Annotated in this window: 13 protein-coding genes and 4 tRNA genes; 5 read left to right on the top strand and 12 right to left on the bottom strand. The window is 35.7% G+C overall.

What is annotated here, in order from left to right; all coding sequences use genetic code 11:
- The 8 genes from DPQ89_RS04720 to DPQ89_RS04685 form a co-directional block, all read right to left on the bottom strand.
- A partial coding sequence (locus tag DPQ89_RS04720) for a GTP-binding protein (RefSeq protein WP_164848256.1) occupies positions 1-105 on the bottom strand: 105 nt, incomplete at its 3' end.
- Between the two features lie 265 nt (positions 106-370).
- Positions 371-445 (bottom strand) — tRNA-Thr (locus tag DPQ89_RS04715).
- 105 nt (positions 446-550) lie between these two features.
- Positions 551-626 (bottom strand) — tRNA-Gly (locus tag DPQ89_RS04710).
- 44 nt (positions 627-670) lie between these two features.
- Positions 671-756 (bottom strand) — tRNA-Tyr (locus DPQ89_RS04705).
- Between the two features lie 6 nt (positions 757-762).
- Positions 763-838 (bottom strand) — tRNA-Thr (locus DPQ89_RS04700).
- 146 nt (positions 839-984) lie between these two features.
- Positions 985-1,743, bottom strand: a complete 759-nt coding sequence (locus tag DPQ89_RS04695; RefSeq protein WP_127715717.1) for an RNA methyltransferase — start codon at positions 1,741-1,743, stop codon at positions 985-987.
- A complete protein-coding gene (locus DPQ89_RS04690) occupies positions 1,740-3,467 on the bottom strand; it encodes a proline--tRNA ligase (RefSeq protein WP_127715715.1) in 1,728 nt (575 codons plus the stop codon). The genes DPQ89_RS04695 and DPQ89_RS04690 overlap by 4 nt, the downstream gene beginning before the upstream one ends.
- Before the next feature lie 155 nt (positions 3,468-3,622).
- Positions 3,623-5,410: a M28 family peptidase gene (locus tag DPQ89_RS04685; protein WP_127715713.1), complete on the bottom strand. Its 1,788-nt coding sequence runs from the start codon at positions 5,408-5,410 to the stop codon at positions 3,623-3,625.
- Positions 5,411-5,469: 59 nt separating this feature from the next.
- Here DPQ89_RS04685 and DPQ89_RS04680 point away from each other — a divergent pair, with 59 nt between their 5' ends.
- The gene (locus DPQ89_RS04680; protein WP_127715711.1) at positions 5,470-5,946 is read left to right on the top strand and encodes a DUF2231 domain-containing protein; all 477 of its coding nucleotides are present in this window, start codon (positions 5,470-5,472) and stop codon (positions 5,944-5,946) included.
- Here the strand turns inward: DPQ89_RS04680 and DPQ89_RS04675 are convergent.
- A complete protein-coding gene (locus DPQ89_RS04675) occupies positions 5,943-6,767 on the bottom strand; it encodes a hypothetical protein (protein ID WP_127715709.1) in 825 nt (274 codons plus the stop codon). The two genes, DPQ89_RS04680 and DPQ89_RS04675, sit on opposite strands and share 4 nt — an antisense overlap.
- An 80-nt stretch (positions 6,768-6,847) precedes the next feature.
- Between DPQ89_RS04675 and DPQ89_RS04670 the strand changes: the two genes are divergently transcribed.
- A complete protein-coding gene (locus tag DPQ89_RS04670; RefSeq protein WP_127715707.1) occupies positions 6,848-7,699 on the top strand; it encodes a hypothetical protein in 852 nt (283 codons plus the stop codon).
- Positions 7,700-7,706: 7 nt separating this feature from the next.
- Positions 7,707-8,531 (top strand): ChaN family lipoprotein, encoded by an 825-nt coding sequence (locus DPQ89_RS04665; protein WP_127715705.1) that lies wholly within the window; start codon positions 7,707-7,709, stop codon positions 8,529-8,531.
- Here the strand turns inward: DPQ89_RS04665 and DPQ89_RS04660 are convergent.
- Both DPQ89_RS04660 and DPQ89_RS04655 read right to left on the bottom strand, forming a co-directional pair.
- Positions 8,528-8,917, bottom strand: a complete 390-nt coding sequence (locus DPQ89_RS04660; RefSeq protein WP_127715703.1) for a PleD family two-component system response regulator — start codon at positions 8,915-8,917, stop codon at positions 8,528-8,530. The genes DPQ89_RS04665 and DPQ89_RS04660 overlap by 4 nt on opposite strands.
- Positions 8,918-8,922: 5 nt before the next feature.
- The gene (locus DPQ89_RS04655; RefSeq protein ID WP_127715701.1) at positions 8,923-9,348 is read right to left on the bottom strand and encodes a hotdog fold thioesterase; all 426 of its coding nucleotides are present in this window, start codon (positions 9,346-9,348) and stop codon (positions 8,923-8,925) included.
- Positions 9,349-9,635: 287 nt separating this feature from the next.
- Here DPQ89_RS04655 and lpxC point away from each other — a divergent pair, with 287 nt between their 5' ends.
- On the top strand, positions 9,636-10,556 hold the full coding sequence (lpxC, locus tag DPQ89_RS04650) for a UDP-3-O-acyl-N-acetylglucosamine deacetylase (protein WP_127715699.1): 921 nt from the start codon (positions 9,636-9,638) through the stop codon (positions 10,554-10,556).
- 60 nt (positions 10,557-10,616) lie between these two features.
- Entirely contained in the window at positions 10,617-11,594 is a 978-nt protein-coding gene (locus DPQ89_RS04645) for a substrate-binding domain-containing protein (RefSeq protein ID WP_127715697.1), read from the top strand.
- On the opposite strand, the gene ruvB is transcribed toward DPQ89_RS04645, so the two are convergent.
- The gene (gene ruvB, locus DPQ89_RS04640) at positions 11,564-12,568 is read right to left on the bottom strand and encodes a Holliday junction branch migration DNA helicase RuvB (RefSeq protein ID WP_127715694.1); all 1,005 of its coding nucleotides are present in this window, start codon (positions 12,566-12,568) and stop codon (positions 11,564-11,566) included. The two genes, DPQ89_RS04645 and ruvB, sit on opposite strands and share 31 nt — an antisense overlap.
- Positions 12,569-12,570: the final 2 nt, after the last annotated feature.

Here is a 12,570-nt window from a genome sequence, read left to right as displayed (position 1 = left end):
TGTTACAGAAATTGCTGCTGTTAAAGTTGTTTTACCGTGGTCAACGTGCCCGATCGTACCAATGTTTACGTGGGGCTTACTTCTGTCAAAAGATTCCTTAGCCATTCTTTGCTCCTAAAAACGAGTTATATAATTTATATATATTAATATCAAAAATGAGTACAAAGTATCAGCGAAATTTGATTCCATGACAAGCTAAAAAACTTTCCCTAAAACCAAAATTTGTAGAATACCCACGCATTTCTTTAAATCTAGCAAATGAAATACAACGAGGTGGGCCTAACGTCAAACACTTAAAGGCTTTTCGCTAAAAAAAAATGATATTTTAAGGATATAATTAGTCCGATATTAGGCCGTTTATAGAGGAAAATGGAGCTTACTACGGGAATTGAACCCGTGACCTCTTCCTTACCAAGGAAGTGCTCTACCACTGAGCCAAGTAAGCATAAACAATTTTCTCTCTCGCTAACCTTACAACAGCTATTCATCGTAAGAAAAGTAGTATTAAAAAAAACAAAAAAAAACCCTCTTTCAAGAAGAGGGTTTTTTATGGAGCGGGCGACAAGGTTCGAACTTGCGACATTCAGCTTGGAAGGCTGACACTCTACCAACTGAGTTACGCCCGCATAATTATGAATTTTATACACCACTCAATTCGCGAAAATTAAGATGGTGGCGAAAGATGGATTCGAACCATCGAAGGGATACCCCGACAGATTTACAGTCTGTTGCCTTTGGCCACTCGGCAATTTCGCCATTAAATGGAGCTGGTTATAGGATTTGAACCTACGACCGCCGGTTTACAAAACCGGTGCTCTACCAACTGAGCTAAACCAGCACACTCTACACAATCAATTCTCTTGGTTAAGATTTTGTATTAATTGTTTCGAGGATTGAATTTATAAATGGTTCAACTCTTAAAATCAACACTTTTTTTACTTTTTTATACTTTTTTTTAAAAAAAGTTCTTTTTTCAAATATTTCCTATTTAAGCCATCTCTCCATAGCGATAGCTCCGGCAACAGAAACATTCAAAGATTTTATTTTCCCAAGAGGTTTAATTGCTACTTTGTGTTCAACAACTCTCTCAACAGCATTACTCATTCCAACATCTTCAGCACCAAGAACAAGTGCCATTTTTTCAGTCTTAACAAGACCATCACCATCTTCTGATGCATGCTCAGAGAAGCCTATAACAGTAACACCATTCTCTTTAAGTTTCGTAATTGCTTTAGGCAACGATGAGCAAATGACAATCTTTACGTGCTCAATTGCTCCTGAAGCTATTCGTGCAAAAGACGGACCTGTTCCAAAGTGTCCTTTAGCTCCAGTAAGTACGCAGTCAACGCCATAGAAAGCGGCAGTTCTCATGATGGCCGCCGCATTATGGACATCTGTAACCTGGTCAAGACATAGTATTTTATAACTTTTATTAATTTCTAATTCTTCATAAAGCCAAGCTAAGTCATATGTTTCTACAGGGTCAACAACCATAAAGATTTGTGATGGAACTCTTTGATAACTTAGCTCAATTTCTTTATAAAAAGTTTCAGCTGTTTTTTGCAACTCATGGGAAGATACTATTTTAATGTCGTGATCCTTGAGTTCTTTATTGAGTCGAGTTTTCTTTTTAAAGTCTCTTAGCCCTTCATCTGTAGCGATTATTTTTCTTACAGAATCTGGACGGCAAAGAATCGCTTCTGCAATACTATGAATTCCTACTATTAAATCTAAATCTCTCATATATTGCTCGCTATTAATTCTTGAATTTTTGTAACCACTTCTTCAGGCTTAACCTTAAAAGATTCACCAGTTTTTCTAAGACGGATTTCTAGTTGCCCATCCTTTTTAAAGTCTCTTTCACCAAAAATTAATTGAATTGGTAAGCCTAAGAGGTCTGCATCTTTAAATTTAAATCCAGGTCCAGCTTTACGATCGTCGTAAACAACCTCTACACCGACATCTAAAAGGCTTTGATAAATAGAGTCAGCTAGCTCTTTATTTTCTTGCGCCTTTGTTATTTCTGCAAAATATACATGATAAGGAGCAAGTGCCATAGGCCACACAATTCCTTTTTCGTCATGGTGCTGCTCAACTGCAGCAGCAACAACTCTTGTAACACCTATTCCGTAACAACCCATAAGCGGATGCATTGTTTTTCCATTTTGATCTAGAATATTTACACCAAGAGCTTTAGTGTACTTATCCCCAAGCTGAAATATATGTCCGACCTCAATACCTCTACGAATATCAACGACACCTTTACCATCGAGAGTAAGGTCTCCTTTACAAGCAGTTCTTAAATCGGCAATTGTAAAAGGTTTAGAGTCTCTGCTAGGAATAATATTTCCATGGTGCATATCTTTTGCATTAGCTCCTGCAACATACGAAGCATCTAAGTTAATGCTCTGATCAAATACAATTTGTACATCTATAGTCAGATTATGTGGGCCAATATAACCTTTAACAAACCCATCGTTTTCTAGCTCACTATCTGTGGCTGCTCTTAATGTCTCACACTTCAAATATGCTTTTAATTTGATTTCATTGAGGGAGTCATCACCTAAAAGAAGAACCAAAACTGTTTTTTCTTCATCGCCTGTTGCTGCTTTATAAACAAGTGATTTCAAACTATGGTATTGAGGCTTTTCTAAAAAATTGCAAACATCTTCAATGGTAGATTTACCAGGAGTATGAATTTCAACGACAGTATCTTCTGAGAAATTAAAATCAATATCTGCTCTTTTAGTTTGAGCTTTTTCTATATTTGCGGCATAGCCAGTTTCAGAAGAGTAAATAACCTCATCTTCACCGGTATCAGCTATCACTTGAAACTCATGTGTCTTCTGATCACCATCGGCCATAGCGCCTGCATCCGCTTCTACGGCACTAAATTCTAAACCAGCACGAGTAAAGACTGCTTCATAGGCTTTGAATAAATTATCATAAACTTCATCGAGAGAGGCCTTATCTGCATGAAAGCTGTACGCGTCTTTCATTGTGAATTCTCTACCACGCATAAGACCAAATCTAGGCCGCAGCTCATCTCTAAATTTTGTATTTATTTGATACAAAGTAACCGGTAGGTTTTTATATGATTTAACTGTCTTTCTAAAAATATCAGTTACCGCTTCCTCATTTGTCGGAGAGATACATAAATCTCTAGATGCCTTATCTTGAAACTTAAGCATTTGTTCGCCCATCGCATCCCAACGCCCAGACTCTTGCCAAAGTTCACCTGGTGTTACAACACTCATGAGAATCTCGTGACATCCAGCTCTATCCATTTCTTCACGAATAATATTTTCTACTTTTCTAATCGCTCTGTAACCAAAAGGCAGGTAACTATAAAGACCTGAACCAGTTTTATGAATAAGACCTGCTCTAACCATTAATTGATGAGATGGAATTTCAGCATCGGCCGGAACTTCTTTATAAGTTTGCCAAAAACCTGTCGATAAACGCATTTATGAACCTTTTTTAAGTTTTGATTTGTGTATTTTAACCTAGATACACTTGTTTAACTAGCCTTTCAAGTGAATTGAAATCACTTGAAAAAAATGCATAAATATTTAATTTTTATAGAAGATTCGGGGATGTGAATCACCCCCGAGAAGAATTTCTAGTGCCTAGTACTTTTAGCGAGAGTCACCACTTTTTTCATAATAGTAGATCCCCTTTTCCATCCCAGTTCAACTTTATCACCGGCCCTATAATACTTTAGAGCAAATGCTAGATCATATATTGTCTTAATTTCAATATCTCCGATTTGAACAAGTATATCTCCAGAAACAATTCCGGCACTCATAGCAGGGGAATTATCGCTTGCTCTTACGCAAAGAACTCCAATAATATCATCACTTTGACCAAACTCAGGTACGCACCCTAAGTGAGCACCATAGCCCCTTTGTCTACCACTTCCATCGTCATCAGAGTAATCAGGATTAAAAACTGGAGCTTCATTTCTCTCTAGATTTGCCACAAGGCCAAGTGAATACTTTTCAATTAACTCAAGAGATTCGTAATTAATCTTTTCGGCCGTATCGGTACTACGGTGATAATCTTCATGCGCACCAGTAGTTAGAAATAATGAAGGTATCTTATTTTTAATAAAAGAAGCATGATCACTACTTCCAACTGATGAATCTTTGATTTCAAATTTTAAATTACTTCTTAGAGGATTTAACAAAGCTCTCCACTCAATTGACGTGGCCGCTCCCATAACAGAAATAACATCTTTATATCTTCCAATCATATCGAAGTTTAGCATGGCCTTAATACTTCCATATTCTTGCCCATGACGTTGCCACATATCAACAAAGTGAGCAGAGCCAAGAAGCCCAACTTCTTCAGCATTAAATAAAACAAAAATATGCGTTCTTTTTAAGTTCTTTCTAGATAGCTCTTTTGCAAGTTTTAAAACCATTGCAGTTCCAGAGGCATTATCGTCAGCTCCATTGTGAATTTTTCCATGGCCGTGCGGGTCCATAGAAGATTCACCACCAAGGCCTATATGATCAAAGTGAGCGCCAATAACAATAACTTCACTCTTTAGTGTTTCATCTTGACCTGGAATAACTCCTACTACATTAGAAACACGACCTGTTTTCTTCTTAAGATTTACTGCCAAAGAATACTTTCCAGGAAGATAAAATGAATTTGGTCTGCCCGTTTTTACAATTTTATTCTGAGCACTTAATGAGTTTGTTTTTAAAGGTTTCAATATAGAATTGATCCACTTATTAGTCGCATAGCCTGCAATTGCAGAAAACCTATTCCCACCACCTTCAGAAGGATTAAATATTGGGGCCGGTTCAGATGGGTAATTTGAAAGAGATAAAGGGTTTTCTATAACTATGACACCCTTAGCTCCATGGTTTACGGCGTTACTGAACTTATAAAAAAGAGATCTGTAATTAAGATAGTCTGGATGCCTAAATGGTGAGTTAAGATTGCCTATGGCAGGATCGCCAGTCATAACCACGACGATTTTCCCCTCAACATCTACTCCCTCATAATCATCATAAATAAGATTAGGATCACTCTTAGGAATAGATATTCCATAACCTACAAAAACCATATCAGAATGCTCTAAAGAGCCGCTTAAAGAAGAGGAAATAGGCTCAAAAAGAAGCTCATCACCAAGAGAGCTCTTTAAGAAGTTCTCACCCGTTTTAATCATTTTTGTGAAAATGGTGAAGTCTTGAGTATAGCTTCCAGCAAATTTCTCAACTCCAAACTCTTTTAGTTTTGAAATAGAATAATTTGTTGCTTCAATATTTCCTGAAGTACCTGCTCTTCTGCCTTCAAGCTCATCGCTTGCTAAGTACTGAATAGCATCTTTGTAAAAGCTCGCACTAATTGTTTGAGACAAGGATAGTATTAATAAAATAGAAATGATTTTGGCCATTTTCAATTTCTCCTGTATAAAATATAAATATTACTTATAACTAACGCGGTACAAATTCAATGATATTGATTAGAGATGAACTTTTACACCCAATGATTTCTCATTTTCCAATTGCAATGTTCTTTCTTGCAATGATCTCTAAATCTATTGAACTTGCGACCTTTCTTAAATATCGAGAACTTAGTCATAAATTCAATTTTGTAACTAGGTGCCTAGTCTTTAGCGCACCTCTTTTCTACCTTTTAACAATATACCTAGGTGATATTGCAACAGATGCTATTAAAAATGAGTTTTGCGAGCTGGCCCTAATCTCAAAACATGAACAACTAGGATACTATGCTCTCTATCTCATCATTGCTTCCTTAGTAATGGAATCTCTAAGCGAGATTTTCAAAACAAAGAAGTTCATCTTAAGTATCGCAACTCTTTTTACACTTATTTTTAGTAATTACTTTATATTTGAAACTGCTCACTTAGGTGGCCAGTTAGTTTATGAAAAAGGGGCTGCTGTAAAAGTCGCCCCCAAGTGTAATTAATCGATATCAGTCTCAACGACACCTTTTTCATAATTAAATTCACTTCCCTGCATTGAGTGAGGAATTGAGTAAACACAAAATAAAACGATAGAAGCCAGCATCACAGGCCATCTTAATTTCTTTTTAAAAGTCATAGCTACAGCAAAAACCCAAACAAGTACCCCAACAAGTAATTTATTATCTGTTAAGTCCCAATCATAAGGAAAACCTGCCCAGTAAACTCCAAAGGCAAATTTTTGAACTATAGGACCTAGAAACATGCCACCAAACATTAAACAAGCAAGAGTAACCCTACCTATCTTTACAAAGCTTTCCGTTTTAAAGAGGCACTCAAATAATGCAAGAGCAGATAAGAGCATCGAGAGAAACATACAAAATACATGCGGAGCAAGAATATAAGTCGGAACTTCACCTTTATATCGAATGTAAATAGGATCTTCTTTCGAGTTAAATTGCTGAATTTTTCCATTAAAGTCTAGCTCTAAGAAGTAAGTCAGTTTACCGGCCGGTGGTTGATTTGGAAGTTCAGTATAAAAACGATTCGATTTCTCTTCTAAATATACTTCAGTCCACTCATCGTTAGTTGGATACCTTTTGTATGTAAGCTTTACACTCTTTAAACCTTCCATTTTAGGAATTTCTATAGGTGCACCTATATCTCCCCCCTGACTTCTTGGTAACTTAACTCGAATCTGAGACTCTCTATCGAAACCAATATCTATCTTCTTTGGGTAAGTTGGGCCTGTAGCTCTTTGGTAAATCACTGCAATTAGGGTAATAACGATGGCCAGTGGGATTGTTACTTTAAAATTATTTTTCATAGTTTTTATCAACCTGTACTTTTTGAAAATGAATTGATATGAGTTTGGCATATCAAACACAATAAAGAAATAGGTTTTCTATGTTTAAAGCTTTTGTCATTTTCACTTTTCTTACTTTAAAAACATTTGCGGCCCAAAGTACTTCTACAGCGCAACTCGCACCTAGTTCTTCAAAGAAACTAACGGACTTATTTTCCCTAGAATTCGTTTTATCTGCAGAACAAACAAAGAGCTTTGATTCAAAAGAAACTAACGGTCTATACTCTACTTTAAAAAATTCACTTCTTTATAGAGCATCAAAGAATGACGAGTTTCGTCTATATGCATCTCATGTATGGGAACGCTACGATAAAAATATTCGAAATATGGCATACTGGGAACTTGGTGAAGTCATGTATCGAAGAAAGAATATACTTAATCAAAAAGACCACTTTGTTTCCATGAACTTAGAGCTTAAAAACTATTGGGTCATGGACTCAGATATAAAAGAAATGTGGGGCTTTAACGGAGCTTTTATTCCTCAAGCTATTTTTAAAAAGAGCTTCGGAAGAAGACTAGGAACAAAAGTAAAAGTTAGAAGACACTATTATGATCGAAACAGAGCGACAGCTGGAACTTTAGCAAAAGAAGATAGAATTTATGTCTCAGGCTCATTCTTATTCACGAATAGGTTTATGTTTAATGCTGAACTAAAGTATCGTCATAAAATCTATACTGGTGACCACTTCAGTTATAGAAAGTTTTCTTACGAGAAAAAAGATGTTGAGATCACGACTATTCATCCAGCAATAATAGTATTTCTAAATAGAAAAACTATGTTTGAAGTCTATGCCGAAACGGTTATTAACGACTCTACTGATGAGAGAACAACTTCCAATATTATTAAAGACGAACAAGTTTTTGGAGCAGCACTTTATCTAGCAGCATTTTAGGGTTTATATGAAAATATTATTTGCATTTCTACTTACACTTAATTCTTTTGCGGCGATTAGAGCTGTCTACAATACTCAAACTCGAGACTATATTGAATACGAAAGATTCATAACTCAATTACCTGATGCTGGACATATCGTACTTGGGGAATTTCATAATATTAAAGAGATTCAAAGCGCACAAGCAAAAATCATTAAAGACAAAATTAAGGCCGAAGATGCTTACAGCACTGCTCAGATTATGTGGGAGTTTATTAATTTCACTGATCAGGAAAATATAAATTCAACTTATCAACAATTTCTTAAACGCTCAATTAGCGCTGAAGAGTTTGTAACAAAGATATCGGGCAAACAAAATATTTCCTATACTCCAATTTTAGAGCTAACTGCACTAACAGGAAGAGCCCCGATCGCACTGAACTTACCTAGAGAAATAAAGAAACAGGCCATGGAAGGAGGAATAGATTCAATAGACCCAATATTTGTTCCATCTCACCACTATCTTGGAGGAGATGATTATCTTTCTCGCTTTAGAGAGGCCATGGGCGGACACGCACCAGAAGACATGATTCAAAAATACTTTCTTGCTCAATGTCTTACAGATTCAGTTATGTCTGACAAGGCCAATACTTCTCACTTAGGACTGAGCTTTATTATTGCAGGTTCTTTTCATACTGACTTTTATGATGGAACTGTCGCTCGACTTAAGAAAATTAGTTCTGAGCAAGTTACAACAATCAAACTTACAAACACAGAAATGTTTCAAGAAGATTTTCTTTTAGAAAACCAAAACTATGGATTCTACGCTGACTTTATTGTCATTACCGACTAATGATGCTTGGACCAAGTGAATTCGATCTTAGAGAAAAGCTCTTCTTGAGTCCAAGGTTTTACTAGGTACTCACTTGCTCCTAGCTGAACGGCCTCGAGAATCTTTCCAATTTCATCCACTGTTGTACACATCAGATACGGTATCTCTTTTCCTTTAGGATTTTCTCTAAGAAGCTTTAGCAACTCCACACCTTCTCCATCAGGAAGGTTCCAATCGCAAATAATTAAATCAAACATTTTCCTAGAAAGGGCTATTTTAGAGTCTTTTATTGTCTCACAAAGACGTATCTCTCCGCTGAACCCTAATAGTTTTAAATCGTTAATCATTTGCTCGCTAACTGATTTAGTATCTTCAACTAGAAGTATTGAAATCGTTTTATCTATCATTACTACTAGTTCTTTTTGATAATTGCCATCGTAAGTCTGCTAGCACAAACAATTTCGTCTTCTTCATTATAAATATTGATTTCCCAAACATGGCTCTTTTTTCCAATATGAATGGCAGTACAAACTCCCTTAACTTCACCTTCACTTGCACTTTTGATATGACTGGCGTTAATTGATTGTCCTACCGCTGCGAAGAGATCAGTATCAATAATCATATTTGAAGCAATACTTCCTAGTGTTTCGGCCAAAACACATGAAGCACCTCCATGAAGAAGGCCAAATGGCTGTTTTGTCTTCTCAGAGACCGGCATCTCTCCAACAATTCCATTTTCAAAAATACGGGACACTTCTATTCCTAGATTGCCACTCATACTATTTTTTCCCTTTGCATTGATACTTTCTAGATCATATTGACCAAACCAAATTGACATAAACACCTCTAATTATTGGCTATCATAAGCTCTTTTTATTTACTTTATCTGAAATAACGTCTCATAAGCATACATAACTTGGAAAGATTACATAAGCGTTAAATCATAATTCCAATATAGGGTATAATCTGATAAATCCAGTTCTTTCGAATTGGACGTATTTATATCGGCAAATCTTTCTTAATTAAGGTTTCCTTGAACTTGGTCCTGTATTATTAAGTAATTGAGTTGCCATACTTTATGCATACGGTTAAAATGGTTAACTAATCAAATTGGAAAAGTAGTAAATGATCTATCAACGCACAATAGCTAAGAAAGTTGAAGTAACTGGAATAGGGATTCACTCTGGTCGAAAAGTGACTATGAACCTTTATCCAGCTGAGGCTGACTATGGCATTCAATTCAAGCGAGTTGATTTAAAAGACGCACCTGTTTTAAAAGCAGATGCTATGTCTGTTGGTGCGACTGAGAACAATACTACAATTGGTGCCGGTCTTAACGCTGTTCACACTGTTGAGCATTTATTATCAGTTCTCTACGGTCTTGGTATAAACAATGTCTTTATTGAAATTGATGGTCCAGAAGTCCCAATTATGGATGGCTCAGGAGCATCATTTGTATTTCTACTTAAAGAGACAGGGCTGCAAACACTTAATAAATCTAAGAAATTTCTAGTTGTACTAGAACCTGTAAAAGTACAGGTCGGAGATAAGTGGGCACTTATTGAGCCTGCATCCAAGTTAATAATTGATTCTACTATCGTCTTTACGCACCCTCTAATAAAGAGCCAAACAAAGACTTTTGAGTTTTCTTGTGAAAACTACATTAAAGAAATTGGACGAGCTAGAACATTTGGTCTTTTAAGAGATGTTGATATGCTTAAGAGAAAGGGCCTAATTAAAGGTGGATCTCTTGATAATGCTATTGTTTTGGATGATTTTAAAGTTATGAATAACGATGGTCTACGCTTTAAAGATGAATTTGTAAGACATAAAATCCTGGATACGATTGGCGATATTAGCCTACTAGGTCACGAAGTTGCGGCCAAGATCACGACTTATAAATCTGGTCACAATCTACATAATCTACTTTGTAGAAAGCTACTAGAAACTCCATCAGCTTATGAAATAGTATCTGCAAACTCTCTACAAAAAGAAGCTGTAGAAGCTTTTGATCTTCCTCAAAATATTTTCCCTGTTTTTGCTTAATCCTTATTTTTTAGTTTTAAATTAAGTACCATAAAATGGTTTTTCAACTATAATTAACTTATGAAAGTTAAACTTATATTTCTATTCTTCTGCATTTCTTTAAATATCTCTTCAAAAGAGAAAATTTATAAATTTGCGATTATTGCTAAAAACTCTGAACAAAAATTCTATAAAGAAGTTCAAAAAGGGTGTGAAAGAAGAGCTGCTGAACTAAAGAATGTAGAATGTATATTCCCAAAAACAAAATCGGCCAACCACCTAGTTCAAGAAAGAATACTAATGGAGCTATACAATAGTGATATTGATGGAATTGCTATGGCGGTCATTAATTCTGATTACACCGAAAAGTCTTTGGAAAAGTACTTAAGAAAAGATGTTCCTCTCATTACATTTGATGCTGATTTTTCTAAGAAGGTTTTAACTAAGAATCAGACCATTCGAAAGGCCTATATCGGTACCAACAACTACCAACTAGGAAAAACTTTAGCCGAATTATTTTATAAAGATAAACCTATTCCAAAAGAATACTGTGTTCTTAGTGGAAATAGGATTGCGGACAACTTAAATCAAAGAGTGAAAGGTTTTGTAGAAACTCTAACTAAGCTTGATAAAAAGAAATACTATATTCACAATGAAAGATGCCCTGTTTATAGTTATGAAAAATCAGATAAGTCTCTTAGCTTTTTTAGAAAAATATTGCGTCTACAAACTGAGGACAAGCTTGTACCGAGTGTTATTATAATGGGAACTATAGCTCAAGAGGATGAAGCTAAGTTTAGAGCAATGATCACAGAAAGCGGTAAGAAGAAATCTGAATTGAATATATATTCAATAGATACCATTCAAAACCAATTGAATCTTTTAAAGGATGGTTACCTAAAGGGACTAGTTGGTCAAAAGCCTGAAGAAATGGGAAGTAGATCCATTGATTTACTATTCAGTATAAAAAAGGGAGTTAAAGTCAAAGAACTTAATTATACTGACTTAAATATCTGCACTCGAAGTAACTATTTAACTTGCACAAAATCTTCTAAATGATCCTTTGCTTTTTGCGAAATTTCTCTACCTCGCGGTGTACGAATTAGAAATCCTTCTTTTAAAAGGTAAGGTTCATAGACATCTTCAATCGTTGTCCTATCTTCCGAGAGAGTTGCACACAAAGCTTCAATTCCTACAGGACCACCATTATAATACTCGTGAATTACTTGGATAATTTTTCTATCCATTCGATCTAGTCCGTAAGAATCTATATCCATAAGGTCTAAAGACTTCTCAACAGCATCATCACTTATATAATTATTCTTCGAAACAATTGCATAGTCTCTAACTCGTCTAAGAATTCTATTTGCAATTCTAGGTGTACCTCTAGAGCACTTGGCCATATGAGTTTTCACATCACCTTCTAATGAAATCGATAATTTTTTAGCATTATTTTCTACTATCTGTGATAGTTCTTCATGATTATAGAAATCAAAATGAAGGTGTGCCATAAACCTATCTCTAAGAGGACTTGATAATAAACCTGACCTCGTAGTTGCTCCTATTAGAGTGAAAGGGGCAATTCCAATTTGCATTGTTCTCGCCGATGGCCCCTCTCCAATTAGAATATCTAGTCTATAATCTTCCATAGCAGAATATAGTATCTCTTCAACTGAAATATTCATTCGATGAATTTCATCAATGAATAGAACATCCCTCTCGCCAAGATTGGTTAAGATAGCAGCGATATCACCTTTCTTTTCAATTGCCGGTCCTGAGATTACGTGCAATTCACTTCCAAGGGCCTTTGCAATTATCATTGCAAGTGAAGTTTTACCAAGTCCAGGAGGACCAGAAAGTAGCGCATGATCCATGGCCGCGTTACGAATCTTGGCCGACTCAACCATCACTTCAATATTTTGAACAACTTTTTTTTGTCCTACATATTCACTAAAGTCTTCCGGTCTTAAAAAAATTTCTCTTTGAGACTCTTCGCTTGATATTTCATTAGAGACTATTCTTTCATCATTCATAA

It is taken from the genome of Halobacteriovorax sp. HLS (assembly GCF_004006665.1).
In the GTDB taxonomy this organism is placed as follows: domain Bacteria; phylum Bdellovibrionota; class Bacteriovoracia; order Bacteriovoracales; family Bacteriovoracaceae; genus Halobacteriovorax.
The sequence above is the reverse complement of the archived record's forward strand: the minus strand, read 5'-3'. Positions and strand labels throughout refer to the sequence as shown.

Bases quoted from the DNA above. Each gene is read 5' to 3' on its own strand.
- DPQ89_RS04695 (WP_127715717.1), bottom strand. From the start codon at position 1,743: ATGAGAGATTTAGATTTAATAGTAGGAATTCATAGTATTGCAGAAGCG.
- DPQ89_RS04690 (WP_127715715.1), bottom strand. From the start codon at position 3,467: ATGCGTTTATCGACAGGTTTTTGGCAAACTTATAAAGAAGTTCCGGCC.
- DPQ89_RS04685 (WP_127715713.1), bottom strand. From the start codon at position 5,410: ATGGCCAAAATCATTTCTATTTTATTAATACTATCCTTGTCTCAAACA.
- DPQ89_RS04680 (WP_127715711.1), top strand. From the start codon at position 5,470: ATGATATTGATTAGAGATGAACTTTTACACCCAATGATTTCTCATTTT.
- DPQ89_RS04675 (WP_127715709.1), bottom strand. From the start codon at position 6,767: ATGAAAAATAATTTTAAAGTAACAATCCCACTGGCCATCGTTATTACC.
- DPQ89_RS04670 (WP_127715707.1), top strand. From the start codon at position 6,848: ATGTTTAAAGCTTTTGTCATTTTCACTTTTCTTACTTTAAAAACATTT.
- DPQ89_RS04665 (WP_127715705.1), top strand. From the start codon at position 7,707: ATGAAAATATTATTTGCATTTCTACTTACACTTAATTCTTTTGCGGCG.
- DPQ89_RS04660 (WP_127715703.1), bottom strand. From the start codon at position 8,917: ATGATAGATAAAACGATTTCAATACTTCTAGTTGAAGATACTAAATCA.
- DPQ89_RS04655 (WP_127715701.1), bottom strand. From the start codon at position 9,348: ATGTCAATTTGGTTTGGTCAATATGATCTAGAAAGTATCAATGCAAAG.
- lpxC (WP_127715699.1), top strand. From the start codon at position 9,636: ATGATCTATCAACGCACAATAGCTAAGAAAGTTGAAGTAACTGGAATA.
- DPQ89_RS04645 (WP_127715697.1), top strand. From the start codon at position 10,617: ATGAAAGTTAAACTTATATTTCTATTCTTCTGCATTTCTTTAAATATC.
- ruvB (WP_127715694.1), bottom strand. From the start codon at position 12,568: ATGAATGATGAAAGAATAGTCTCTAATGAAATATCAAGCGAAGAGTCT.